This window comes from Paraburkholderia sp. J8-2 (assembly GCF_905220195.1).
Lineage (GTDB): Bacteria > Pseudomonadota > Gammaproteobacteria > Burkholderiales > Burkholderiaceae > Paraburkholderia.
Genome location: NZ_CAJMZA010000003.1, coordinates 61,632 through 87,305 on the forward strand (window position 1 = coordinate 61,632; position 25,674 = coordinate 87,305).

General features: G+C 65.3%; 26 protein-coding genes. 3 read left to right on the forward strand and 23 right to left on the reverse strand.

Going from position 1 to position 25,674, the window contains the following annotated elements; genetic code table 11:
* Positions 1 to 22: 22 nt before the first annotated feature.
* The 7 genes from U5A52_RS09120 to U5A52_RS09150 form a co-directional block, all read right to left on the reverse strand.
* Positions 23 to 355: a Rieske (2Fe-2S) protein gene (locus U5A52_RS09120; RefSeq protein WP_321908453.1), complete on the reverse strand. Its 333-nt coding sequence runs from the start codon at positions 353 to 355 to the stop codon at positions 23 to 25.
* A gap of 31 nt (positions 356 to 386) precedes the next feature.
* Positions 387 to 1,097, reverse strand: a complete 711-nt coding sequence (locus tag U5A52_RS09125) for a DsbA family oxidoreductase (RefSeq protein WP_321908451.1) — start codon at positions 1,095 to 1,097, stop codon at positions 387 to 389.
* Entirely contained in the window at positions 1,084 to 1,644 is a 561-nt protein-coding gene (locus U5A52_RS09130) for an RBBP9/YdeN family alpha/beta hydrolase (RefSeq protein WP_321934560.1), read from the reverse strand. The genes U5A52_RS09125 and U5A52_RS09130 overlap by 14 nt, the downstream gene beginning before the upstream one ends.
* A gap of 33 nt (positions 1,645 to 1,677) precedes the next feature.
* A complete protein-coding gene (locus U5A52_RS09135) occupies positions 1,678 to 2,526 on the reverse strand; it encodes a TauD/TfdA dioxygenase family protein (protein WP_321908448.1) in 849 nt (282 codons plus the stop codon).
* 10 nt (positions 2,527 to 2,536) lie between these two features.
* Positions 2,537 to 3,517, reverse strand: a complete 981-nt coding sequence (locus U5A52_RS09140; RefSeq protein WP_321908445.1) for a quinone oxidoreductase — start codon at positions 3,515 to 3,517, stop codon at positions 2,537 to 2,539.
* Positions 3,518 to 3,591: 74 nt separating this feature from the next.
* Positions 3,592 to 4,923: an MFS transporter gene (locus tag U5A52_RS09145; protein WP_321908443.1), complete on the reverse strand. Its 1,332-nt coding sequence runs from the start codon at positions 4,921 to 4,923 to the stop codon at positions 3,592 to 3,594.
* 135 nt (positions 4,924 to 5,058) lie between these two features.
* Entirely contained in the window at positions 5,059 to 6,114 is a 1,056-nt protein-coding gene (locus U5A52_RS09150; RefSeq protein ID WP_321908442.1) for a 3-keto-5-aminohexanoate cleavage protein, read from the reverse strand.
* 245 nt (positions 6,115 to 6,359) lie between these two features.
* On the opposite strand from U5A52_RS09150, the gene U5A52_RS09155 reads away from it, so the two are divergent.
* A complete protein-coding gene (locus U5A52_RS09155) occupies positions 6,360 to 7,361 on the forward strand; it encodes an AraC family transcriptional regulator (RefSeq protein WP_321934561.1) in 1,002 nt (333 codons plus the stop codon).
* Between the two features lie 31 nt (positions 7,362 to 7,392).
* Here the strand turns inward: U5A52_RS09155 and U5A52_RS09160 are convergent, their stop codons facing one another.
* The gene (locus tag U5A52_RS09160; protein WP_321908439.1) at positions 7,393 to 8,028 is read right to left on the reverse strand and encodes a response regulator transcription factor; all 636 of its coding nucleotides are present in this window, start codon (positions 8,026 to 8,028) and stop codon (positions 7,393 to 7,395) included.
* On the reverse strand, positions 8,025 to 9,323 hold the full coding sequence (locus tag U5A52_RS09165) for a HAMP domain-containing sensor histidine kinase (protein WP_321934562.1): 1,299 nt from the start codon (positions 9,321 to 9,323) through the stop codon (positions 8,025 to 8,027). The genes U5A52_RS09160 and U5A52_RS09165 overlap by 4 nt, the downstream gene beginning before the upstream one ends.
* Before the next feature lie 1,095 nt (positions 9,324 to 10,418).
* On the opposite strand from U5A52_RS09165, the gene U5A52_RS09170 reads away from it, so the two are divergent.
* Both U5A52_RS09170 and U5A52_RS09175 read left to right on the forward strand, forming a co-directional pair.
* The gene (locus U5A52_RS09170; RefSeq protein ID WP_321934563.1) at positions 10,419 to 11,906 is read left to right on the forward strand and encodes a DUF3300 domain-containing protein; all 1,488 of its coding nucleotides are present in this window, start codon (positions 10,419 to 10,421) and stop codon (positions 11,904 to 11,906) included.
* Positions 11,907 to 11,917: 11 nt separating this feature from the next.
* Positions 11,918 to 12,835: a DUF2950 domain-containing protein gene (locus U5A52_RS09175; RefSeq protein ID WP_415764042.1), complete on the forward strand. Its 918-nt coding sequence runs from the start codon at positions 11,918 to 11,920 to the stop codon at positions 12,833 to 12,835.
* 18 nt (positions 12,836 to 12,853) lie between these two features.
* Here U5A52_RS09175 and U5A52_RS09180 read toward each other — a convergent pair whose 3' ends face one another.
* From U5A52_RS09180 to U5A52_RS09245, 14 genes are all read right to left on the reverse strand, one after another.
* Positions 12,854 to 13,699 carry a hypothetical protein gene (locus U5A52_RS09180; RefSeq protein WP_321934564.1) on the reverse strand — a complete coding sequence of 282 codons (846 nt, stop codon included), beginning with the start codon at positions 13,697 to 13,699 and terminating at the stop codon, positions 12,854 to 12,856.
* Between the two features lie 19 nt (positions 13,700 to 13,718).
* Positions 13,719 to 14,354, reverse strand: a complete 636-nt coding sequence (locus U5A52_RS09185) for a PqiC family protein (protein ID WP_321908432.1) — start codon at positions 14,352 to 14,354, stop codon at positions 13,719 to 13,721.
* Entirely contained in the window at positions 14,351 to 15,976 is a 1,626-nt protein-coding gene (locus tag U5A52_RS09190; protein ID WP_321908430.1) for an intermembrane transport protein PqiB, read from the reverse strand. The genes U5A52_RS09185 and U5A52_RS09190 overlap by 4 nt, the downstream gene beginning before the upstream one ends.
* The gene (locus tag U5A52_RS09195; RefSeq protein ID WP_321908427.1) at positions 15,960 to 17,303 is read right to left on the reverse strand and encodes a paraquat-inducible protein A; all 1,344 of its coding nucleotides are present in this window, start codon (positions 17,301 to 17,303) and stop codon (positions 15,960 to 15,962) included. Before U5A52_RS09195 ends, U5A52_RS09190 begins: the two co-directional genes overlap by 17 nt.
* Before the next feature lie 83 nt (positions 17,304 to 17,386).
* A complete protein-coding gene (locus U5A52_RS09200) occupies positions 17,387 to 17,773 on the reverse strand; it encodes a response regulator transcription factor (protein ID WP_321908425.1) in 387 nt (128 codons plus the stop codon).
* Positions 17,774 to 17,869: 96 nt separating this feature from the next.
* Positions 17,870 to 18,457, reverse strand: coding sequence for a copper-binding protein (locus U5A52_RS09205; protein WP_321934565.1), 588 nt, complete (start codon positions 18,455 to 18,457; stop codon positions 17,870 to 17,872).
* Between the two features lie 12 nt (positions 18,458 to 18,469).
* Positions 18,470 to 19,048, reverse strand: coding sequence for a YSC84-related protein (locus U5A52_RS09210; RefSeq protein WP_321908421.1), 579 nt, complete (start codon positions 19,046 to 19,048; stop codon positions 18,470 to 18,472).
* 190 nt (positions 19,049 to 19,238) lie between these two features.
* Positions 19,239 to 19,712, reverse strand: a complete 474-nt coding sequence (locus U5A52_RS09215) for a glycine zipper family protein (protein WP_321908419.1) — start codon at positions 19,710 to 19,712, stop codon at positions 19,239 to 19,241.
* A gap of 314 nt (positions 19,713 to 20,026) precedes the next feature.
* A complete protein-coding gene (locus U5A52_RS09220; protein ID WP_321908418.1) occupies positions 20,027 to 21,193 on the reverse strand; it encodes a porin in 1,167 nt (388 codons plus the stop codon).
* A gap of 197 nt (positions 21,194 to 21,390) precedes the next feature.
* Positions 21,391 to 21,672, reverse strand: a complete 282-nt coding sequence (locus U5A52_RS09225) for a DUF3325 domain-containing protein (protein ID WP_321934566.1) — start codon at positions 21,670 to 21,672, stop codon at positions 21,391 to 21,393.
* A complete protein-coding gene (locus U5A52_RS09230; protein WP_321934567.1) occupies positions 21,672 to 23,285 on the reverse strand; it encodes a PepSY-associated TM helix domain-containing protein in 1,614 nt (537 codons plus the stop codon). Before U5A52_RS09230 ends, U5A52_RS09225 begins: the two co-directional genes overlap by 1 nt.
* Entirely contained in the window at positions 23,282 to 23,626 is a 345-nt protein-coding gene (locus tag U5A52_RS09235) for a DUF3649 domain-containing protein (protein WP_321908414.1), read from the reverse strand. Before U5A52_RS09235 ends, U5A52_RS09230 begins: the two co-directional genes overlap by 4 nt.
* A 356-nt stretch (positions 23,627 to 23,982) precedes the next feature.
* Positions 23,983 to 24,753, reverse strand: a complete 771-nt coding sequence (locus U5A52_RS09240; RefSeq protein WP_321934568.1) for an SDR family oxidoreductase — start codon at positions 24,751 to 24,753, stop codon at positions 23,983 to 23,985.
* Positions 24,754 to 24,788: 35 nt separating this feature from the next.
* The gene (locus U5A52_RS09245) at positions 24,789 to 25,640 is read right to left on the reverse strand and encodes an alpha/beta hydrolase (RefSeq protein ID WP_321908411.1); all 852 of its coding nucleotides are present in this window, start codon (positions 25,638 to 25,640) and stop codon (positions 24,789 to 24,791) included.
* Positions 25,641 to 25,674: the final 34 nt, after the last annotated feature.

The window sequence follows — 25,674 nt, forward strand, 5'->3', positions numbered from 1 at the left end:
ATTCGAATGCCGTGCTGCGCAGCTATGCCTGGCTCGAAGCCGGCGTTGCCAGCACGCTCAGCAGCAACTTTCCTTCTACGGCGCGCACAGGAAATGTCGTGAGCTTCAGTCCACCCGCGCCCGGCATACAGCCGCTGCGCACGTCGAAGCGCAGCCCGTGCGCCGGGCAGCGCAACATGCACCCTTCGAGCGAGCCGCTCGCGAGCGAGGCGCCGTTGTGGGGGCACGAATTGTCGACCGCGTGCATCTGTCCTTCGATATTGAACAGCACGATGCTGCGGCCGTCGACGAAAACCAGCTTGCGCTGGCCTGGCGCAAGTTCGTCGGCCGCGCCGACCGGTACTTCACGTGTCATTCCCTTTCCCCTCGACTTCCCTCGACTCGCATCAATTTCCGACCGCCAGCGCCATCGCACCGGCCATCGCCACCGGCGAATACACGCCCGAGAGCGAATAACCCTTGTTGAACACGAAGTACGGCACGCCGGTCACCCGCGGGTCGGCGTAGGGCACGCGCTGTCCGGTCGGGTCAGCGAGGCGCTTCGATGCAACCAGGTGCGCCTCCAGGCTCTCGCGTTCGAGGCCGCATTCAAGACCCAGGCATTCGAGTACCGCGTAATCGCCGATGTTCTGGCCTTCCATGAAGTAAGCCTTGAGCACGCGGTCGATCAGCGCCGCGCTTTGTTCGCGCGCGCCGCGGCTAGCGGCAAACGTGACCAGGTCGTGCGCGGCGGCCGTGTTCGGCAGCACCGCGATGCGCTCGAACGCGAACTCGACACCCGCATCGCGCCCCGCGCGCTGCACCTGCGCGCGCCGCGCGGCCACCGCTTCGGCGCTGCCAAGGCGGTCGCGATAGAACGCCTGATACGGCAGACCTTCGAGCGGCGTCCACGGCAGCAACTGGTGCGAGCGCCACTGCACCCGCACGCGCACATCGGGCCGCGAACGCGCGAAACGCGCGAGCGCCGCATCGAGATTGCGCTTGCCGATCAGGCACCACGGGCAGATGAAATCGAAGAAGGCCTCGATCGTCAATACGGCCGGTTCACCTGCGTCGCGGCTCGCCTGCGCCGCCCACTTTTGATCAGACAAGTTCATGAATCAACATCTCGGCCATGGGCCATTCGCCAAATCCCGCCGCCGGATTCAGATGCCCGACTTCCCCCAGGTCCACGAGGGTGCTGCCCCAATCCTTCGCCATCGCCGCCACGCGCTCGAAGCGCGCAAGCGGATCGTTGCGGCTCGCGCCCACGATGCTCGGGAACGGCAGCGGCTTGCGCGGAATCGGCGTCCAGCCGTGCTCGACGAGCGCATCAAACGCCGGGTAACCGGCCGGCAGCGGCGTTTCGAGGTCCGCCGGCGCGGCGAGCAGCGCGCCATGAATCTTGCGGCTGTGCTGCTGCGCCCAATGCACGGTGATCATCACGCCCGCACTGTGCGCCACGAGAATGACGGGGCCGTCGATCTTCGCGAGCGCCGCGTCGAGCGCGGCCACGCGCGCCGCGCAGCTCAGTTTGTCGTGCTCGAGCGGCGGCACCGAAGCGGCCTTGGGCAGCTTGCTTTCCAGCAGCGTTTGCCAGTGCTCCGGCACATGGTCGCGCAACCCCGGGACCATCAAGATGGTCGGTGTGGTGTCCAGCGTCATTGGTTTGGGTCTCCTGCCTGCATCACTACGGCTTCAGTACGGCTTGTCGCCGATAATGCCGGCGCGTTCCATCTTGCGGTGGCAGGGCGGATAGTCCATCACGGCATAGTGCTGGGTGCTGCGGTTGTCCCAGATCGCGATGCTGTTCGGCTTCCAGCGCCAGCGTACCTGGTACTCCGGAATATAGGCCTGGCTCACGAGATAGCGCAGCAGGTCGCCCGCGCCCGGATTGGCGTCCTGACCGAAGCGCACGCGCTCGGGCGTGTGATAGTTCGTGATGTGCGTCGTGAACGCGCTCACGAACAGCACCTTCTCGCCGGTTTCCGGATGCGTGCGCACCACCGGGTGCTCCGCGTCGGGAAACTGCGCCTTGAGTTCATGGCGTTTTGCGATCGGCATGGCCGCACCAAAGCTCGCTTCGATGCTGTGGCGCGCATACAGACCGTCGATCTGCGCCTTCACGTGTTCGGGCAGCTTCTCGTAGGCGAGCACCATGTTCGCCCACATCGTGTCGCCGCCCACGGGCGGGCATTCCACGCAGCGCAGCACGGCACCGAACTGCGGCGCCTCGCGCCAGGTGGCGTCCGCGTGCCAGGCGTTTTCGTAGCGGTCGTTGGGCTGCTCGGGGTTCTTGTAGATGCGCACGAGCCCCGGATGATCCGGGTCGCTGCCCGCGACCGGATGGTCCTCCAGCTCGCCGAAACGGCGCGCGAACGCCACATGCTCGGTGCGCGTGATGTTCTGGTCGCGCAGGAACAGCACGCGGTGCTTGAGCAGCGCCGCGCGAATCTCGGCAAAGAGGCCGTCGTCGTGAACCGCATCGGCGAGATTCACGCCAGTCAGTTCCGCCCCGATGGCATAGGTCAGTTGTTCGACTTTCATGTTGCGCTCCTCAGATGACGAAGACCGACGATCCCGTCGTCTTGCGCGCTTCAAGGTCGCGGTGCGCCTGCACCGCGTCTTCCAGCGCGTAACGCTGGTTCAGTTCGATCTTGATGCGGCCCGCCGCAACGTGCCCGAACAGCTCCGAAGCCAGTTCGTTCTTCTCCGCGGGGTCGGCGATATAGTCCGCCAGCGCCGGGCGCGTGAGATAGAGCGAGCCCTTCATCGCGAGGATCTGCGGATTGAACGGCGGAATCGGGCCGGAAGCCGTGCCGACGCACACCATCAGGCCGCGGCGCTTGAGCGAATCGAGCGACGCTTCGAAGGTGTCCTTGCCCACGCTGTCGAACACCACGTTCACGCCCACGCCGTTCGTCAGTTCGCGCACGCGCTTAGCGACATCTTCGCGGCCGTAGTAAACGATGTGGTCGCAACCGTGTGCACGCGCCACTTCGCCCTTCGCCTCGTTCGACACCGTGCCGATCACCGTGAGGCCCAGCAGCTTCGCCCACTGCGAGACGATCAGGCCGACCCCGCCCGCCGCGGCGTGCAGCAGGATCGTGTCGCCGGCCTTGAAGTCGTGAATGCGGCGCATGAGGTACGACGAAGTGAGGCCCCGCATGGTCATGCCGGCCGCCGTTTCGCATGCAATCGCGTCTGGCAGCTTGATGAGCGGCGCCGCCGGGATCAGACGCTCCGTGCTGTACGCACCGAGCGTGTTGATGAAGCCGGTGTAGGTCACGCGGTCGCCCACGGCGACGTTGCTCACCTCGGGGCCCACGGCCTCGACCACGCCCGCGGCCTCCACGCCCATGCCAGCAGGCAGCGGCACGGGATACAGGCCCGAGCGGAAGTAGGTGTCCGCGAAATTCAGGCCGACTGCCTCATGGCGCAGGCGAACCTGTCCGGGGCCGGGGTCGCCCACTTCAACGCTCTCATAGCGCAAAACTTCGGGACCGCCGGTTTCGTGGAAGCGCACTGCTTTCGCCATGTTCAATCTCCTGTTCTTTACTCAAACGCATTGACTGGAACTCAGTCAAGCCGACTCAGACTGCAAATTCAGATTCATCGTTGTGCGTGACCACCGGCTTCTTCGCGCAGTGTGTTCACACGATCCAGATCGACGGCGTAGTTGCGCTTGCCGATCAGGAAAACACCAGCCGCCACGAGCGGCGCAAACGGCACGAGCTGCAGCGCGCCGAGCAGGCCGATGTGATCCGCGGCCATGCCGGTGAGCACCGCGGCGGGCGCAAGACCGAGCAGGTTGTTCGCCAGCGTGAGCGTGGCGAACGCCGAAGCGTGGATCGAGGGCGGCGTGAGGTTCGCCACCATCGCGCCCGAGGGGCCCGCTGCGCCTGCGCAGAAGAACATCGCCGCGCCGATCAGCACGAGCTGCGCCGGGCCAGCCGGCATGCGCAAGCCCACCGTGAGCAGCACGAAGCAGAGCAGGCAGTATGCGATCGCAATGCTCCATTTGCGCGCGCCGTTGTCCTTGCTGAAGCGGTCCGCGAGGTTGCCGCACACCACCATGCCCACGCCCGTCACGAGCACGAACAACGCGGCGGTCGCAGCCGCCTTGCCGGTCGCCATGCCGTAATAGCGGTTCAAAAAGCTCGGCAGCCAGCTCCACACCGCCGCGGGCACGAGCAGGTGCAGGCCGCTGCCCACATACGCGCACACCACGGAGCGCGTGGAAAAGAGGCCCTTGAGCAGCGCGCGCAGGCTCAGGCGCATGCCAAGGCCATTCGTCTCGCGGCTCACGTTTGCCGGCTGCAGCGGGGCAATGCGCTTTTCCGTCACGACGATGCGATAGATCACGACCAGCACGATACCCAGGACCGCCATCGCGCCAAATGCCGCGCGCCAGCCAAGCTGCGCCGCGACCGCGCCGCCCAGCGCCATGCCGAGCACCGAGCCGAACGCGCCGCCCGCCATGAAGGCGCCCGTGATCGTGGAGCGCAGCCGGACCGGAAAAATACTCAGGACAACTGCAATACCCACGCTGCCATACGCCGCTTCGCCAATACCCACGAAGGCACGGGCGAGCAGCATTTCGCCAAAGTTCGTCGAGATCGCGCAGCCCAGCGTCGCGATGCTCCACAGCGCCGCCATCAGCACGATGCTCTTCACGCGGCCCCAGCGGTCGGCGAGCACCGAAAGCGGAAACGTGAGCACGCCCACCATCAGCGCGACCACACTGCTCAGCGAGCCGAGCTGCGTGTCCGAGAGGTTCCACGTGGTCTTGAGCAGCGGAAACACGGCATTCAAAACCTGGCGCGACATGTAGTCCGAAAGCAGCAGTCCGACTGTCAAGGCGAACACGACCCACGCATAGGCGGGCACGCTCGATCGGGTCGTCGTCAATTCGCCCGCAGTGGGCTCAGCATGCGTAAGCATGAGTTGTCTCCTGGGTGACCCGCTCTTCGTCGGGTTCCGTTGTTCTCTCAGGTCTGCCGGCACGCACGAAGCAAAAGCCAAACACCCGTTTCAGGACCCGGCACAGGCACGCATGCGCGCCGGGCCCCACTTTCATTACGCCGCGCGCAGCGGCAGGTTCTTCACACCGGTCACGCGGTTCGGCGCCATGCCGTTGGCCGCGAGCGTTTCGTCGACGGTGTCGTACTGCACGCCAATGCGGTAGATCTCGCGCGCTTCCTTGCCGGTGGCAATTTCGCGGCCCAGTTCCCGCGCCACGCGCACGCACTGCTCGATCTGCTGCACGGACGTCATGCGGTTGCCGTGCTGGTCAATGATCGTATCTTCGATGCCGCAGCGCGGGTGCAGGCCCATGGCCATCGCCATCATGTTGAACGGCAGCACGTTCTTGAGCAGCGATTCCGCCGTGAGCGTGCAGCCATCGGGCGCACGGTGCACGAAGTTGAAGAAGTTGAACGGGTTCGGGCCGTCGAAGCCGCCGCCGATACCGATCCACGTGAGATTCAGCGGACCCTTGTATGCGCCCTTGCGCACGAGGCGATCGAGCGTTTCGAGCGCGTGGATGCCCGTGAGCTGGAAGTGCGGCTGGATGCCCGAAGCCTGCAGGCGGCGCAGATGCTCCTCCACCCATGCCGGGCCGGCCGGCACCGTCATCTCGCTATACGCGGCCATCAGCGCCGGGTGCGCCAGCGACGTGCCCTCCAGGTATTCCGGGTAGAGCAGCTCCATGATGTTCATCTGCGTGGTGTTGATCGCCACGGTCACCTGGTCCGGCTTCGGTTCGAGGTCGGCCAGCATGTGGCGCGTGTCGTCAGAGAGCCACTTGGCGGCCTGGCCGTCGTCTTCCGGCGCGAACGAGATCGAGCCGCCCACCTGGATGATCATGTCCGGCACCGCGGCGCGCACGCCCGCGATCAGCTCGTTGAACTTCGACAGGCGCTTGGAGCCCTTGCCGTCGAGTTCGCGCACGTGCAGGTGCAGCACCGTTGCGCCCGCGTTGTAGCAGTCCACGGCCTTCTGGATCTGTTCTTCCATCGTGACCGGAATGTCTTCCGGGAAGTCTTCGGGCATCCACTCCGGGCCATACGGCGCGGTGGTGATCACTACCTTGTCCTGGTTCTCGGGGTGCAGCGAATCGTCGAGGAATTGCATCGTGTTCTCCAATATTGGGTGACGGTATTTCAACGTTTGACAACGTGGCCAGGAGCCTGAAAGACCGCTCGGAACTGGCTGATCCGTTGAGATGCACGATACGGCAATCCTGCGCTACACTTTTCTGATCGCGCGCCATCGTTTTAGCTTTTCGCGCCACCAGGCGTTAACACCAGTATCAGCGCGCGCGTATGTTCTACGGGCTAAAAGGCGCGGCGAGAGCGCGGCATCGAGGAGACACGACCATGGAAACGACTCTGAGCTCGGTCTCGCTGAGCGGCTATTTCGACGTGGCGAAGCGCGTGGGGCTGAACCCGGTCGAGCTTGCGCACGAGGCGGGCGTGGACGCCGCGGCGCTCGCGAACCCGGACCACCGCATTCCCGCCGCCGCCGCGTGCCGCTTGCTGGAGCGCTCGGCAGAAAAGGCGTCGTGCCCGACCTTCGCGCTGCAAATGGCCGAGACACGCCACAAGTTCGGCAGCGGCGTGGTCAACATCCTGCTCGCGCACAAGCGCACGCTGCGCGAGGTGCTGCTCGCCACCGCCGAGTACCGGCATCTGCTCAACGAGGCGCTCGCGGTGTATGTCGAAGATACGGGCGCGACCGTCACGATCCGCGAGGAACTCGTTGTCGATCCCGGCACGCCGACCTACCAGGCCATCGAACTCGCGGTGGGCGTGCTCGCGCGCCACTCCAGCGCGCTGCTGGGCGAGCACTGGAAACCGCGCGCGGTGCACTTCGTTCATCGGGCGCCGCCCAGCCTCACGTATCACCGGCGTTTTTTCGGCTGCCCGCTGGAATTCGGCAGCGACTTCAACGGCTTCGTATGCGCGGCCGCCGACCTCGACTACCCGAACCCGGCCGCCGACCCCGAGCTGGTGCGCTACGCGGAAAGCCTCGCTGATTCGCTCAACGTGACAGGTGAAGATTCCGCCGCGCTCGAGGTGCGCAAGGCGATCTACCTGCTGCTGCCGCTCGAGCGGGCCAGTGTTGAGGGCGTGGCCGAGTATCTGCGCCTGAGCGTGCGCACCATGCAGCGCCAGCTCGGGGCCGCCAGTACGAGCTTCACGCGGCTCGTGGAGGAAGTGCGGGGCGAACTCGCGGTGCGCTACATGAGCAACCCGCGCTACCCCATCGGGCGGGTTTCCGACCTGCTCGGCTATGCGCAGCAGGGCTCGTTCACGAACTGGTTCAGCGCGCGCTTTGGCATGACGCCGCGCGACTGGCGCAATAGCCATTTGAAGTGACAGGGCCATGGGGCCCTGCCCCTTAGCTCGCTCAGCCCGTATGCCGAAGCGGATGCGGCTCGTCGGCGTCGAACGTGGTCATGAGGCGCACCAGATCGGCGAGCGAGTTCGCTTTCATCTTCTCCATGACGCGGGCCCGGTGAATCTTGATCGTTTTCTCCGCCGCGCCCAGTTCGTCGGCCACGAGCTTGTTCGGCCGGCCGATCACCACGAGCGCCATGACCTCGCGCTCGCGCGGCGTCAGCTTTTCGACGCGGCGCTGGATCTCGGCGTGCTGCTCGCGTTGTTCGAACAGCTGGCAGCCGCGCTCGAGCGCACGCGACGTGGCCTCGAACAGCACGCTCGCGTCGATCGGCTTCGTCAGGAAGTCCGATGCGCCCGCCTTCATCGCCTGCACCGCCGTGCCCATGTCGCCGTGTGCCGAAACGAAGACGATCGGCACCCTGCCCTCGAGCCGCTGCTGCAATTCAATGCCGCTCAAGTCGGGCAACTGGAGATCGAGCAGCAGGCACGCCGGCGCGCTCGTCAGATCCGCGCCATGCAGGAACGCGCTCGCGCTGCCGTAGGCCTCCACCGTGTAGCCGCCGGATCGCAGCAAGCGGCTCAGCGCGTTGCGAACGTGTTCGTCGTCGTCCACGACAAACACGATGGGGGTTGGCGAGTTCATGGTGAAAAACGCGTATTCGTCTGCACGTACGCGCCCTGAGCAGGAAGTTCGATATGGAAGGTCAGGCCGCGATCGGCGTTGCGCTCGGCCCACAGCTGGCCGCCATGCGCCATCACAATGGTGCGGCTGATGGAGAGGCCAAGGCCCAGCCCTTGCGGCTTGGACGTCATGAACGGCTTGAACAGCGTGACGAGGCGGTCGGCGTCGACACCGGGCCCATGATCGCGAATGGCGAGGCGCACCTTGCCGCGATCTTCGCTGGCCGTGACGACGATGCACACCCTGCGATCTTCGGGGCGGCAGTCGTGCACCGCGTCGAACGCGTTCAACAGCAGATTGACGAGCACCTGCTGCAGTTGGACCGCATCGCCATGCACCTGCGGCAGCCCGTCTTCGATGCGTGCGCCCACAGCCGCGCCACAGGTTTCCGTCTCGCGGCGCAGCAGGCGAACCACGTCGCGCACGAGGCTGCCCACATCGACCGGACACATCTCGGACGGTTCGCACCGCGCCGACTGGCGCATCTTGCGGATGATCGCGTGCGCACGGGTGCTATCGGACACGACCTCGCCGAGCAGTTCCCGCAGATCGCTCAAAGCCGGCGGGTTCTGGGCGAGAAACCGCTGCGCCGCCTGCGCGTTGCTCAGAATGGCCGTGAGCGGCTGGTCGACTTCGTGCGCGAGCGCGGCGGCCATGTCGCCCACTTCGGACGCCCGTTCCCGGCGCAGCCGGCGTGGTTCGCTGCCGGGTTCCGCGAGCGCCGCATCACGACGTTCCGGTTCGATGACGACCACCATGCGCGCCGCCGGTCCGGCGGCGAGCGTCGCCGAAGCGCTCACGTGAACGTCGAGATCGGCGCCGTTCTTCGTGCGCGCGATAGCGACACGCGTCGTGCTGTGCGGCATGCCTTCTGCGCCTTGCAGGGCGGCGAACGATACAGGGCGCGCGTCTCTTCGCCAGGCCACGAGCACGGTTTCGACACGCATGCCGATCAATTCGCCCAGGGCGTAGCCGAGCACGCGGGTGGCCATGCCATTCGCCCACGCAACGTTGCCCGTTTCGTCGATCACCAGCGCCGCTGCAGGCACGACTTCGAGCACGCTGTGCACACTTTGCGCAATGGCTTGCGTGGCCTGCGCCGATACGTGGCCGGTTTTGGCCGCGGCCGATGCCTTCGAGTTCGGGAGACTGTGTGGCTTGATTCTATCGAGCCATGCCAGCAGGCTGGCCGCCGCATGCTCGGCTCTCGATCTGTTCAGTTTTAGTTTTTCGTTCCCCATGTCTGCCCTGATCACGGTGTCCTCCGACTACGCTGCCCCGCTGCGGCGTGAGAAACGTTTCGATCGCTTCAAACGCTTCGGCGCCAGGCGGGGCGGATTTGACGAGCACCAGAATTCCGGCCGTTCGCGGGGCCAGGTTGCGCGCCCCAATACCGACTACTGCCTGCTTTAGATTTTGAAGAACGCTCCGGCAGTTGCGGAGAATGAGTCATTCATTGAAGAAAAGACTGGATGGAATCATCGTTGCGGAACAGCGTGTCCATACGCTTTCGCCGCGCGTTAATTATATGAAAGAAATTGCCGATGATTGATCCCCGGTGCAATTGTTTTCGATAATTTTTTCCGTACACGCCGCCGCTCAAGCCCAGCAGGGCTTTAATGTGCGTATGATTGCCGATATACACTGACTATTTACGGGAGATATTTGCGAACATTTTATTCGAATTCGATATTGGACCGCACAATCGATATTGATATCCATTCAATATGAATAAATATCTTTTTTTGTGCATTCTTAATTATCTGGTTTATCGACAATGAAATAACCGCGATCATTATTTCAGGCTGAAATCGCTTTCAATGACTGGCGCGATCAGTCACACTTTTCACGCGCGGCGGCACGTTTGATGTCGTTGTCGATCAAGGCGCCGAAGCCGGCGCCGGTGCGCTCGCCGCATGATGCTGCGTCGCGTTCTTCTGAGTATTCTGCTGAGACTGGTTCGAGCGGGCCTTTTGCTCCGCTTTGCGCTGCACGTCCCGCATCTGCCTCGTCCCCATCGTTCCCGCTTGCGCATATACCTCGGACATGAAAACGGGCGCGCAAAGCAGGAGCACCGTCGCACACCGGGCAGCAAAACGCATTTTCATTCTGGACCTCCAGGTATCCACGCTGCTCGCTTCGACGAACGAATAGCATCGTTGCGCAGCTGTTGCGGTGTCAATAGGACTCTGGTCCGATTGCCATCACGATGCAGCTTACCGGACTATACGCGTGGGCCGCCCCGCCTCGCCACACTCGAAAAGGAAGAATGCGCGCGCACGCGCTCGCCCAGTCTCGTTGTCGCTATCCGTCCCGTACTCCGGTTGAGCAAACGAATGGAAGGATCGGCCATGACTTCATGGATCAAACAACGCATGCACACGGTCTGCCTGCTCGTGTTCGCGTTGCTGTTCGCAGGCGCCCAGACGCTGCGCGCGCAAGACGCGCCGCAGCCCGCCCCCTACAAACCCGAGGAGCTGGAAGCGCTCGTCGCGCCGATTGCGCTCTACCCCGATTCGGTGCTGGCACAGGTCCTGATGGCCTCCACCTACCCGCTGGAAATCGTGCACGCGGCGCGCTGGGTCAAGGAGCACCCGAAGGTGAAGGGCGACGACGCCGTGAAGGCCGTGCAGGACCAGTCGTGGGACACGAGCGTGAAATCGCTCGTAGCGTTCCCGCAGGTGCTCGAACCGATGAGCGACAAGCTCGACTGGACCCAGAAGCTCGGCGACGCGTTTCTCGCCCAGGAAAAAGATGTGCTCGCCGCCGTGCAGCGCCTGCGCTCGCGCGCGCAGGACTCGGGCAACCTGAAGAGCAACGAGCAGCAACAAGTCGTGGTCGAACAGCCGCCCGCGCAGGGCGGCCAGACCATCGTGAAGATCGAACCCACCAACCCCGAGGTCATTTACGTGCCCGCGTACAACCCCACGGTCGTATACGGCGCATGGAGCGCCCCGGCTTACCCGCCGTACGCCTGGCCGCCATATCCCGCTTACTACCCCGGCGCCGCGCTGGCGACCGGCTTCGCATGGGGCGTGGGCATTGCCGCAGCGGGCGCGATTTTCAGCAACTGCAACTGGGGCGGCGGCGACGTCAACGTCAACGTCAACAAGGCGCGCAACGTCAATCGCAATTTCGACAGCACGAAGGTTCAGGGAGGCAAGTGGAAGCACGATTCGAGCCATCGCCAAGGCGTTGCGTACCGTGACAACGCCACGCGCGAAAAATTCGGCAACAACGTGGGGGGCGCCGACGGACGCCGCGACTATCGCGGCCGCAACGGCCAGAGTGGCCCAGGCGGCGCGAACGTGGCCGATCGCGCGGGCAACCGCGGGGGCGGCGGTGCAGGCGGCCAGGGCCTCGGCAATGGCAACCGCGGGAATCAAGCGAATCAGGGCAATCTCGGCGATCGCGGAGATCGCGGCAATCGCGGCGGCGCGGGCAATAACGCAAGTGTCGGCAACCGCGCCAACATCGCCGACAACGGGGGCGCGGGCAATCGCGGCAATCTCGGCAGCAACGGTCCTGGCGGTAACGGTCCCGGCGGTAACGCGGGCGGCAATCGCGCGGGCGTGAGCAACAACGCCGGCGCAGGCAATCGCGCGGGCGCCGGCGCAGGCGGCGGGGGCGGCGGGTATGGCGGCGGTGCCGGCGGTGGCAGAGGCTACGGCGGCGGCGGACGTGACAGCGCCTTCCAGGGGGTTGGCGGCGGCGGCGCCACGCAGCGCGACGCGAGCCGCGGCCGCTCCAGCATGCAATCCTCGGGGTTCAATCGCCCAAGCGGCGGCGGCGGCGGCATGCGCGGCGGTGGCGGCGGACGCGGCGGCGGCAGACGCTAGGGAGAACGGCGATGAACAGACATGAGATTCTCCGTCCGGCGGCAACCGCGGCAGCCGCAGCGGCTATCGCCATCGCGCTCATGGCGTACGCACCACGGCCTTGCTTCGCCGCCGGGCAAAGCACCTTCTCCACGCCCGACGCGGCGATGGCGGCGTTCGGCAACGCTGTGGCCGGCAACGACGAAGCGGAATTGCGCACGCTCTTCGGCGCGGATTTCCGCCAGCTGATCCCGCCGGTGGGCGCCGAGCTCCGCGACAAATTCCTCAGTGAATGGAAGGTTTCGCACACCATTCAGGATACCGATGCAAATCATGCGGCCATCGCCGTTGGCGACGACGGGTGGACCTTTCCGATTCCGCTCGTCAAGACCGCTCACGGCTGGCACTTCGACACGCAGGCCGGTGTCGAGGAAATGCGCGTGCGCCGCATCGGCCGCAACGAGCTTGCCGTGATGCAGACGATGCTCGCGATCTACGACGCCCAACGCGAATATGCGCAGGCGTATCACGACGGCAGCGACATGCTGGTCTACGCCAGCAAGCTCGCGAGTTCGCCGGGCAAACAGGACGGCCTGTACTGGCCGACCGACGCCGACCAGGCGCCAAGTCCGCTAGGCGTCGCATTTGCCACAGCCGGCGCGCGCAACACCGAAAACGCCGGCTACTACGGCTACCACTACAAGCTGCTGACCTCTCAGGGGCCGCACGCGCCGGGCGGCGCGTATAACTACATGGCCCACGGCAAGCTGTTCGGCGGCTTCGGCGTCGTCGCATGGCCGGTGCGCTATGGCGACACGGGCATCAAGACGTTCATGGTGAGCCACGACGGCCAGGTCTACGAGCGCGATCTCGGCCCCGATGGCGCGGCGAAAGCCGAAGCGATGACGTCATTCGATCCGGGTCCGGGCTGGTCAAAGGCTTCGCCCTGACGCGCAACGCCGGCCCGATCAACGCGCATGCGTGGAATCGCGGGCAGGTGTTCGCACCGCTGCGCCTTCTTCGCCGAGCATATAGAGCAGCAACGCGTCGCGATCGGGTCCGCTCATCGCCGCCGTCGAGCGCATGAGCACCGCGCTCGCCCAGCAGATGTCGGCCATCGTGGCGCCGGGCCCGCCGTTCGTGACGCGTTCGAGCCGCGCCACGGCGAGCGGATCGCCCGCAAGCGCCGCGTTGACCGCATCGTCCAGATGCCGCAACGCGCTCTCGTACGCCGCGGGCGCGGGCAGCGTGAGCGGCGCGGCAAGCACGGAACGGATCACCACGCGGTAGAGCAACGAAAAGTATTCGGCCGTGTCGGCATCGCTCATGCTGCCGATCGAAATACGGTCGGCGATGTCCTGCACGCTCGCGATCCCCTGGCAATTGCCGCGCGCCACGCGGCTCATGTACTTCGCGAGCAGCGTGAAGTACGCCAACCGGTCTGGCGGCGTCAGGCGCGCAATCCCACTGCGGATCAGGCGCTCGCGCGCCGCGTCGTCGCGCAAGCGCGCTTCGAGACCCGCCACGCCGCCGGGCACGGCGACCGCGACGGCCGGGTCCGCGCGCAGTCTGTAGAACCACGCTTCGACAATGCGCGCCTTGATCGTCTCCTGCTCCACGCCGGCCTCGCTCAAGCCAGGCGCGCTTTGCGGGGACGTTGGCTCAGCGGGCGCGACAACGTAATCGAGCACCGCGAAGAGTCCCGCCGGCGCGTCCTCGTTGCGCGGCACGCTGGCCCGGGCATCGTGGGCCGCCACCAACGTCAACGCCAGCGTCGTGCCCAGCGCCAGCAATGCACAACACAACGTCTTCATGAGAACCCGCGTGGTGCGCTCAATCCGTCGCACTGCCAACTGTTGGGTGGTCGGCGCGTATCGCCGCGGCTATGTCGGCGCTGATGGCGGCGAGTGCGCGATCATGCGCGTCGACGAGCGCGCCGTAGTCCTGGCTCGTCACCTTCTCGTGCGCCAGCGTGTGCCCGAGCGTCAGCGCCGCGTGACCGGGCGGCTTAACGATCCACTGCGCGTCGATCGTCACCGAATCTCCCAGCACGCTGTCGATGCGTGTGATATCCACGCGAACGCGCCAGACCGGCGGCGGCGTTGCGCCCACATCGACCGTCGAAACGCGCGCCGCGCCGAGCCGCTGCGCGAGGTCCGCCGCAACGACGCGCCCGATGTCCAGCTTGAGCGGCGCGGCCCAGCGCGCGAACTCGTTCATCGCGATCGTGTTGTCCGGATTGCGCGTGACGATCTGCGGCCGGTCCACCATGTCGGGCACGGTCACGGGACCGACGACGACGTCGAGCGCGGCAGCGCCGGTTGGGACGGCGGGCGCTGCGGCCGCTGTCGCGGCGCTCCCGTCATCGGCGCGCAGCGCATAGAAGGTAGGCGACGGCGAGGAGCATCCGGCGAGCCACACCAGCGCAGCGCCGAGCGCGGTATGCAAGGTCACGTTGCGGCGGTTCACTGCTTGCCTCCTGGTTTGCCTTGCACCACGGCCTCGGGATGGCGCTCGAGATAGTCCGTGAGCATGCGCACGGAAGCGGCGGTGCGGGCCAGTTCGCGCATGGCGTCGCTCGTGTTCTGCTGAAGCTGCGAGTCGGGCTGCAAGGCGTCGGTGGCCGAGTTGAGCGTGGACTGCGCGGCCGAAAGCGTGTCGTGCGCCTGCGGCACGACGTCGGTGCCGAGTTTCGCCATCACCTCGTTCGCGTTTCGCAGCGTGCGCTCGGCGTTCGCGCCGATCGCGTCGAACGGAATGCCGTTGAGCTTGGCGAGCAGCCGCGTGAGCGAATCCTGCAACGACTGCAGCGTGCGCGGCACGGTCGGCAACTCGGGCGGCGTTCTCGACCAGTCGATTTTCGCCTTCGGCGTGTCCGGGAAAACATCGAAGGCAACGTAGAGCTGTCCCGTGAGCGGGTTGCCCGAGCGCAGCTGGAACCGGAAGCCGTTGGCCACCAGGAACTCGGCAAGCTGGCGCGGCTGCGCACTGAGCCGTCCGCCCGCTTTGCCATCCTGGTAGCGCGACGTAAACCGCTCCGGATACAGGTTGATTTCAACAGGAATGCTGAACTGTTTCTTCTCGGGGTCGAAGCGCGTGTAGATGCGTGTGACCTCGCCGATCACGACGCCGCGGAAGTCGACGGGCGCGCCCACGGTCAGCCCGCGCACCGAATCGTAGAAGGTCACGACGTAAGTATCGACAATCTGGTCATGCACCTTCATCGAGTCGGCGTGCGTGGCGTAGAGTTCGAACTTCGCGTTGGCGTCGGCCTCGGGCGACTCGCCGCCGGTCTCGGCATCGGGCGATTCGAACGCCACGCCGCCAATGAGCATGGACACCACCGACTGCGTGTTGATCTGCACGCCGTCGGGGCTCAGCGACACGTCCAGTCCGCTCGCGTGCCAGAAGCGCGTGTCGCTGCGCACGAACCTGTCGTAAGGCGCGTTCACGAACACGCGCAGCGTCACGCCCCGGCCGTTCGGGTCCATCTCGTAGGAAGCGATCTGCCCGACCTGAAGACGACGGAAGAACACCGGCGAGCCGACATCGAGCGAGCCCATGTTCATGCTGTGCAGCACGAATTCGCGCCCCGGAATGTCGCTCGGAATCACCGGCGGCACTTCGAGTCCCACGAAGTCGTGGCGTGTTTTGGTGGAGTTGCCTTCGTCCATGCCGACGAAGGAGCCCGACAGCAGCGTGCCGAGGCCCGACACGGTGCCGCCCGAAATGCGCGGGCGCACGACCCAGAAGCGTGTGTTGTCGACGAGCATGCTCGTGGCGTCTTTCACGAGTTCGCCCGTCGCAATCACGCGCTTGTGATCGGGCGAGAGCGTGACCGCCTTCACCACGCCGATATCGACGTCCTTGTACTTGATCTTCGTTTTGCCGGCCTCGAGGCCGTCGCCGGTCTTGAAGCTGATCGTGATGGTCGGCCCCTCCTCGACGATGGCCTTGACGGCGAGCCAGCCGCCGATGAGCACCGCGACGATCGGCACGAGCCAGACGATCTGCATGCGCCAGCGCGAGCCCTGCACCGGCTTCGCCTCGGGCAGATCCGGCAGGGAATTGTCGTTACCTGGGGCTGCCATTCTCGCGCTCCACAGCGTCCCAGATCAGACGCGGATCGAACATGTTCGCGGCAAACATCGTGAGGATCACGACCGCGCCGAAAGCGATCGCGGCGGGCCCCGCCTTGATCGTGGCGAGCGCGTTGAACTGCACCAGCGCAACGAGCATCGTGATGACGTAGATGTCGAGCATCGACCAGCGGCCGACCAGTTCGATCAGCCGATAGATGCGGGTGCGCTGCTCGGGCAGCCACGTCCAGCGGCGTTGCGTGGACCACGTCAAATACGAAAGCCCGAGAATCTTCAGCATGGGCACCGCGATGCTGGCAATGAACACGAGCAGCGCGAGCGGCCACGAGCCCGACACCCACAGATACACCACGCCGCTCATGATCGTGTCCTTCTGCGTGCCGAACAGCGAACTCGTGTCCATGACGGGCAGCACGTTCGCAGGCACGTACAGCACCACCGCCGCGACCAGGAGCGCCCACGTGCGCGAGAGGCTCGCGACCTTGCGCATATGCAGCGCGCTGCCGCAGCGCGGGCACGTTGCGGCATGCGCGGCCGCCGGCATGCGCGCGAGCATGCCGCACGCGTGGCAGCGCGCGATCCCGCACGCAGCACCCGTGAGCGTGCCTGCAATCCGGCCGCCTCGTGCTCCGGCCGCCTCGCCGGGCGCGAAGCTCGTTGTCACGTCGGGCACTGCGGCTACGCCGGCCGCCCTGGTTGCGTTGGCCTGCTGCTTCGCGCGCGCCACGCGCGCCCAGAACTGGCGCGCGTCGAACGCCGCGCTCGCCCCCGCGAGCACCAGCATCAACGCGCCAAACGACCACAATGCAACGCCCGTCACGACGGTTGCGATATGAGACAGCTTCACGAGCGCGACCAGCAGGCCGAGTATCAGCACCTCGGTCATGCCCCAGGGCCGTGCGATGTACAGCACGCGAAACAGGACCGGCGCCCGCCAGGGCGCACGGTTGAGCGCAAGGGGCACGAGAAGGGCGAGCAGACAGGCGACCTGCATGCCCGGCATGAGGATCGTCGTGGCGAACACCAGCGCCGCGATGGGCCACATGCCGTCGAGATAGAGAATCTCGACCGAATGCCACAGTGTCGTGAGCACGAGATTGCCGTTCACCGCGAGCCCGACGATCGGATACAGGTTGGAGATGACGAACAGCACGAGCGCGCCCAACGCGAACGCAAGCGCACGTCCGAGGCTTTCCGGGAGATCCCGCTCCAGCTCGGCGTTGCAGCGCACGCATCGCAGCGTGCCGCGAGGCGGACAAGCCGCGCCGCGCTGCATGAGATCGCAGTCGTGGCAAACAAGAAGCTCGGCGCGCTTCATCGCGGGGCCTCCCTGGCGCCGGTCGTGGCGTGGTCGTGGCGTGGTCGCTGCATCGTCGCTGTACCGGTTCGGCCTGCGTGGCGTCAGCCTGGCGGCGCCACGCCAAGCACCGCGTGGACCGCACCTATGAGCGCGGAGTCGTCGAACGGCTTGCGCAGGTACGCGACCGCCCCGGCTGCCTGCGCCTGCTCGCGCACGCGCGCATCGTCGTGCGCCGTAATAACGATGCACTGTATGCCGGTGCCGCCCAGCCGGCGCTGCACTTCGATACCGTTGATGCCGGGCATCTGGATATCGAGGATCACGCACGTCGGCGCATGAGGCGCCGCAGCCGCCAGCGCGTTGAGAAATGCCTCGCCGCTGGTGTACACGTCGGAGTCGATGCCGACCGACTTCAGCAAGCGCTGGATGGCTCGCCCGACCGACACCTCGTCGTCGACGACGGCCACGGATCGTGTCACGTTGCTCATATGACTGTGCGCTCGGTTACCGATGGGGACAGCCAGACCCGCGCCGCCGTACGCGCCGACCGGCGTCCCGGGCACAAGCGGCTGCCCCATGCGCGACTACTTGTGTGCAGGCTTGACGGATACGGCGAACGCTTCCGTATACACAGCCTCGACCTGATCGCCGACCTTCACGTTCGCGAGCTGCTGGGGATCCTCGACGTGCAGGTCCATCGTCCCGCCTTCGGGTCCCATCAACGTGACCGTTTTCGTCTTCGCGTCGACCGACACGACATTCGCCGTCACCTTCACCTGACGCCCGACCATGCCGCCGGGCTTTTCGCCGGCAGCCGCGCGCTCGACTTGCGGCGTTTCCTGTATCGAGGTCTCCTCGCCGCCTCCCTTTTTCAGGCTCAGCGTAAGCGATTCCTTATAGGTCACGGTCACGACATCGCCAACCTTTAGCTGAGCGAAGTTTCTGACTTCCGGCCCCAACTCGGCTTCGACCAGCTTGCCGTCGTGGCGCTTGAGCGTGACGGTGCGCGTATCGGCGTCGATCTTCGTGATGGTCGCCGTCACCGTATGCATGCCGGTCACGGTTGCCTTGCCCGGCTCGTGCGTCACGTTGGCCGTGGTCTGCCCCTGCGCCGCGGCAAGCTGAGCCGCGGCGACAATGGCCGCTGAAACAACCCACTTGAGGTACGGCATCGCGACCTCCTGTTACAGATCGAGCTTCGTCACCTTCGTGCCGGCTACCGACGCGTCGGCCATGATGCCCGTATTGGTCATCACGATCGCCTGGACCGGCGCCGTTGCGGTTCTCGTGTCGATCTGGCCATTCGCACCGACCTTGACGAGCGTAACGGCAACGTCGCCGCCAACCGACCAGCCCTTGGAGTTGCGGAACTTGTCGAGCGAGTCCTGCGTCATGAAGAGGAAAATCACCGCGGTCGACTGCACCCCTGCCTGCAAGCCGAACGAAGCGGCCGCCGTACTGTAGTACCCGACTGTCGCTCCACCTACGCGCAGCGCGCCCTGCCCATATGCCCCGCCGATGATGAACGCCGCCTTCCCGACCGAAGGAAACACCAGCACGCCTTGCGCCTTGGAAACCAGTTCTTGCGAGCCTGGGACCGTCGAGAACAGCCGTGACATCGTCCCGTCCACGGACGCATCGATTTCCTGGCGTTTTGCCGCGTCGGTCGCGCCGCTCGTTCCACTGCTCGTGGTCGTGCTGCACCCCGCAACGGCCAGCCCAGCCGCAGCAGCCGCCGTAAGCACAAAAATCCGTCGCTTCATCGTTGTCCTCCATTGAGTTTTTACAGCCCGGACACAGCACTCACGTATGCGGATCGAACGTCACGCCTGAATGAGACGTTGCTCGCACATCGTTGCCAAGCGTGGCTCATCGTTCAGTGACATAGTCGCAGACGCATCGCAGCGGACAAATCGGACCTTGGTCTTACGCCGCCCCGAGGCACGGCGAGTCTTACTGGACCGTGTAGCCGCGCCCTTGCATGCAAGCGGCAAACGCGCGGTTGAACGTGTCAATGGCGCCCTGCTGCTGTTGCTGCGCGTTGGCCTGCTGCGCGCGCCGGTCCTGGCGCGCGCGCGAGCCGCCCACCATCGTTCCGGCCGCAGCGCCTACCGCCGCGCCTCTACCCGCGTCGCCGGTAATCGCGCCGATCACCGCGCCGCCCGCCGCGCCGCGCGCCGCGCCCTGAACACGTTGGCCACCGCCCACGGCAGGGCCCGAAGGCGGCGGTGGTGTCGCCGCAACCTGTTTCGGGTCGATTCCCGTGTTGCTCTTCGCCCAGGAGTAGCAGGCCGATTCGTCCGCATGCTGTTGCTGTGCGCTCTGCCCCTTCGCGGGATAAGCAATAGGCGTTGCCTGCGCGGCGCTCGCCAAAAGCAGCACGGCGGCGCAAAGAGCGCCTGTCCGGCGATTTATATAGGTATCCATATCAACTCCTTGGGCGCGTGCGAGAGCGCGCCGATTACGCCTGCTGCTATCGGCGGGAGGTTGGGAAGCGAGCGCCGTGCTGTCGGCACAACGCCCAAATCCAGGGCGAACACTGCACCGTGCGGCCGGCGCAGTGGTCCGTTCAATGATGTGGGAGCGGTACAGCGAAGACAATCAGACCATGGTCCTACCGCCACCTGGCGCGGCTGAAAGGCGGCTCGAAGGCGAAATGGCGCGCCCGCCGGCGCACGGCCGGAGCGGCCATGCGGTGCGGCGGGCGCAGAAGGCGTGCCGGGGCGGATGCCGCGGCCCGATCAGAACTTATGACGGATGCCGAGGCTCACCATGAACTGCGAACTCGAGCTGCCGTTGAGCCCATAGTCCGCCACGGAAGCCACCGCGGTGGTCAGGATGGAGCCCGTAGCGGTCGGCACGCGCTGCGTGCCGTTGGCGTGCTGCCACGCGCCGACAAGGTACACGTCGGTACGTTTGGAGAGGTTGTAGTCGCCGCCCAGCGAGACCTGGTTATAGGTTGCCGAGGTGTCGCCCGCGCTGTGCGTCCACGTATAGCCAATCCCGACGAGAGACGCCGGCGTGAGCGCATAGTTCACGAAACCGCCAGCAACGTTGTAGCGCTGGTTCGATGGGAACAGCGACTGGGCGTCGGCCTTGTACTGCGCGTTGCTATACCGGCCGCCGAACGTAAAGGGGCCGGCCACGTATTGCAGGGCAACGGAGCCAATGCCGACCCACTTGGCCGTTTCGTATGCGAGGTTCTGAAAACCGCCATCGAACGTGCCGTCCGAGGTGCTGGTCCAGTTGGCCCGTGGAATGGTGGAGTTTGCGTTATACATGCGCAAGTAACCTGCCGCGATGCTGAACGGGCCAGTCACATAGCTCGCTGCCGCCGACCAGGTCTGCTGCGAACCCGTCGCGCCCGCGACGCCGCCGAACGCATACATGCCTTCGACCTGGAAGCCCGCAAATTGCGGCGAGAGATATTTGATCGCATTGTTCGTACGAGAGCTGTTGTCGTTGTTGTCGACGTCGCCAGGCGTGGCGAACGTGCTGCCCCAGTAATTGTCTGCGGTAAGCGGCTGGACCATATCGACGACCGGATCGTACTGGCGGCCCAGTGTCAGCGTGCCGTACTGCGAGTGCGTCAAACCCACGAATGCCTGGCGGCCGAACAGGCGTCCGCCCTGTTCCGAAGTGCCGCTATTGATATCGAATCCGCTTTCCAGCTGGAAGATCGCTTTCAAGCCGCCGCCCAGGTCTTCCGTTCCCTTCATTCCCCAGCGGGACCCTTGCAGATTGCCACCTTGCATCCGATACAGGTTGTTTCCCTCGGCGTCGGCGTTGTGGACGAACTGGAAGGCTTCGTCGATCACGCCATACAGGGTGACGCTGCTTTGCGCTTGTGCCACCGGCGCCAGCATGGAAAGCGGAACAGGAAGCAACATAAGCGCAAGCTTTTTCATGTTTGCAACTCCTTCACGCACCGGGTAATCGGTATTCCTATATTAGTCGCTTGCTTTGGAACGACCTGCGCGTGAAATTGGTTCCGTTGTCGGCGCAAGACACTGAATACGGCACGATTGAAGGCCGGCGCTCTGTAACCGCAACTTACATAACGCCTTGATACCGGCATGTTTGCAAATGCCGAAAAACCCTCTTCCTATCGCACTGAAATCCGCTGCGCATAAACAATCAGGAGTCCATACACGATACCTGCGGCGAGGCTCGTGCATCCGCTATACCAGACGAGGCCAAGCGTCCAGCCCTTGCCCGCCACCGCGAGCCACAGCGCAACGAATAGCGCGCACCAACCCGCACAGCGCAGAACACGGGCAAGCGCGGCGGACAACCGCGCGCGGAACAACGCCTCCTGATGACGCTCCATCGCCATCGCGAGACACGTAAAAGCACTCACGCACAGCAGCAAAGCGAAAACCGGCATCACACGTCCTCCTGTGCCGCGAGTGCGTCCACGCCGCGCTTGCCCACCGCCTTCGTGCGCGGCCGGTGCCGCGCCGTGCGTAACGCGAGCACCGCGTGCAGCGCGGCAAACGCCCACATCATCAGATCGAAGCCCGCATAAACCCAGTCGCCATCGGCGAGACTGCGCCAAAGCGGGCGCTGGGTGGTCAATGCATTGAGCACGGGCAACAACGCCAGCAAGGCAGCCGCGAGCCACAGCAACTCGATCCACGCGCGTTTCGCGGGGCGCGCAAGCGCGTAAAACAAAGCGGCCGCCCAGATCGCGAAGAACGCGTTGATTTCCGCGTCCGCGCGATGCGCGAGCGAGACCGGCAGCAGGCGGTTGGCCCACACATAGCCTGTCATCGCAATGGAGAGTCCGGCGATGCTCGCGATATTGAGGCGCTCCACCACGCGAAAGCCGAAGTACGGCCGTTCGGGATCGGGCAGCTTCTGGCGGCGCTTCACCGTCCACATCACGAGCCCGGTGCCGACCATCGCCGTGCCCGCGAGGCTCACGATGAAATACAGCCAGCGCAACTGCAGGTCGCTGAAGCGCCCCATGTGCAGCGCGTACAGCACGCCGCGCGTTGCGGCCGCCCCGCCCACGCTGTCGTTCACGCTGAGCAATTTGCCGCTCACCCCGTCGAACAGCAGGTACTGCGGACTCGTCGACACGCGTTCGGCCTCGCCCCGCGAAACGGCCACGCGCGCGCTCGCGTCGCCGGGGTTCGTCACCGTCACGCGCAGCACGTTGTCTCGTCCCCAGCGCGCCTGTGCTTCGCGCACCATCGCGTCTACCGGCGCGAGCGGCGCTTTCACGCCGAGCGGCTTGCCGGGCTGGATATACGCGCTCATCTGCGCGGCCAGCGCTTCGCGCTGCGCAGGCGTCTTCAGCGCGATTTGCGCACCCCATGGCATGTACATCGTCATCAGCGTGACGAGACCCGTGTACGTGATCATGAGGTGGAACGGCAGGCCGAACACCGAAAGCGCGTTATGGGCGTCCAGCCAGGAACGCTGGCCCTTGCCCCAGCGGAAGGTGAAGAAGTCCACGAAGATCTTCTTGTGCGTGATCACGCCGCTCACGATCGCCACGAGCATGAACATCGCGCACAGCCCCGCCAGCCAGCGTCCCCACATCACCGGCATGTAGTAGAACTGGAAATGGAAACGATAGAAGAACTCGCCGCCCAGCGTGTCGCGTGCGCTGACCTTGTCGCCCGTCGCGGGATCGAAGGTCGCTTCGCCGAAGGCGCGCTTGCCTGACGCCGTAGCGGGCATGCGCCAGAACGCGCTGGCGATATTGCTGCGTTCGGTCGGCAGCTGCATGCTCCACTGCGGGCTGCCCGCCGCAAGCGTTTCGAGCGTGCCGTTGACGCGCTGCGCGACGGCGGCGGGGTCGGGCGCGACCTGCTGGTGCGCGATTTCAGGCCGCATCCACTGCGATATCTCCTCCTTGAAGTAGCTGACCGTGCCGGTCAGGAACATCGCGTAGAGAATCCAGCCAACTAGCAAGCCGGCCCACGTGTGGAGACCGGACATGCTCTGACGCACGCCGCGGGCTTGCGGTTGTTTGTCCGATTGCGTCATGTGTGCGTGCCTCCCGCCGCCGCTACGCCGGGTTCAGTAGACGTTGCGGACGCAACCGACGACGAAGCCCACCACGCCGCCAATGCGAGCGGCAGCGCCGCGAGCAGCAAGCCGGCCCACGCGCGCCGCGCGCTTCGCGCGAGAAATACCCAGATCACCGCGCCCGTGTAGACAATGAAGCTCGCCAGCATGCCCGTGATGACGCCTTGCGGTGCGCTCATGGGCAGCGCGAGCGCAGCCACGCTCGCGAGTGCGCCAAGCGCATAGCCGCCGACAATCGCGCCGGCAATACGCGCGGCAAGCGGGCCCGCGCGACGCATGAATGCGAGCGTTGTGCTCATGCCGCCGCTCGCGCGGCTGCGGCGCCGCCCCCCGGCGAACGCGTAGACAGCAATAACCCCGCCAAAACTCGTTTCATGACGCTTCCTGCAAGCTTGAGATGTCGATCTGCACCAGGGCGCGGCGGCCTGCGCAGGCGCGCGCCAATGCTCACCTGCGCTTCACGCGAGGTGTCCGGATCGTATTGGGGGGCGTTGATGTATTACCGACGAGGTCGTGATGATACCCGGTACGCGCCATGTGGGCAAAATGGCGGACCCATGCGAAAACGCAGGCGAGCGCCTGCGTCATTGGTTGTTCATGCATCCATCTCGTACGACCAGGCGCGCCAGCACAGCTCCCGGCGCGCCTTCGGCGCTCAGATCGACTTGACCTCGCCGCCGTCCATTCTGAGCGTCGTGCCGGTCATCCAGTGCGCGCTGGGCGAGACGATGAACGCCATCAGTTCGGCAATCTCCTCGGGCGTGCCGTAGCGCGCAATGCCCGCTTCGGCCGGGAATTTCGCCGTAGCTTCCGCCACGCTCATGTCGTGCAGCGGCGCCCAGTACTCCAGATACGACTGGCGGCGGCCCGTCATCACGGGGCCGGGCAGCACGCTGTTGACCTGCACGCCGTCTGCGATGCCGCGGTCCGAAAACGCCTTCGCGAGCGCGACAATCGCCGCGTTGATCGTGCCGACTGCCGCATAGGGCGCCTTCGGAAACACGGCCGAATTGCCCGACATCAGCACGACCGCGCCGGAACTCGCCTTCAGCGCCGGCCAGGCTTCGATCGTCAAACGTCTCGCGCCGTGCAGTTTCAGCGCGAGGCCGGCCTCCCATTGCTCGTCGGTCATTTCGAACAGATCGATCTGCGGCACCGCGCCCGCAATGTTGAGCAGCGCGTCGATGCGCCCGAACGCCGCGAGCGTTTGCTCCACCACGTGTCGCGCAGCTTCGACACGCGACAGGTCGATGTCGATGACGAGCGCTTCGGCGCCTGCCTCCCTCACCTGTGCGGCGGTCTGCTCGAGTTGCTCGCGGTTGCGCGCCACCACGGCGACAGCGTCGAAGTCGCGCGCCAGCCTCACGGCCGTCGATCGGCCAATGCCCTGACTTGCGCCCGTTACGATTGCGACTTTTCCAAACATCTTCCCACTCCTCGTTCGATCAGTATTGCGAATCATCATTCGAGAAACTGCGTGATCGCCGTGCCGATCTCGTCGGCGTGCGTTTCCAGTGCGAAGTGCCCGGTGTCGAAAAAGCGCACCACTGCTTGCGGCAAGTCGCGCTTGAATGCCTCTGCGCCGGGCGGCAGAAAGAACGGATCGTTCTTGCCCCACACGGCGAGAAACCGCGGCTGGTGCTTGCGGAAGTACGCTTGAAACGCGGGGTACAGCGCCACGTTGCTGCGGTAATCGCGGAACAGGTCGAGCTGGATCTCTCGCGCGCCGGGTCGGTTCATGTAGTAGTCGTCGAGCGAATAGCCGTCCGGCGACACCGCCGACGCATCGGGCACACCGTGCGTGTATTGCCAGATCGTCGCTTCGCGCGTGAGCATGGCGCGCAGCGCGTCGCGATTCGTGGGCGACGGGTCCTGCCAGTAAGCGCGAATCGGATTCCAGCCGTCGCTGAGGCCCTCCTCGTAGGCATTGCCGTTTTGCGAAATGATCGCCGTGATGCGCTCGGGATGCGCCAGCGCGAGACGAAAGCCCGTGGGCGCGCCGTAGTCGAATACGTACACCGCGAACCGGTCGAAGCCGATGCGTTCGGTAAAGCGCGCGATCACGTTCGCGATGTTCTCGAACGTGTACGCGAATTGGTCCCGGTCCGGCAAGTCCGATTGACCGAAGCCCGGCAGGTCCGGCGCGACGATATGGAAGCGTTCGGCGAGCTTCGGAATGAGGTCGCGGAACATGTGGCCGGCGCTCGGAAAGCCGTGCAGGAGCAGGAGCTTCGGTGCGCCGGTGCGCCCGGCTTCGCGGTAGAACACGTTGAAACCGTCGACATCGGCGCGGCGGTAGGTAATGGCTGCCATGGGTTCCTCCAGAGATGAACGGACAGATGAATGG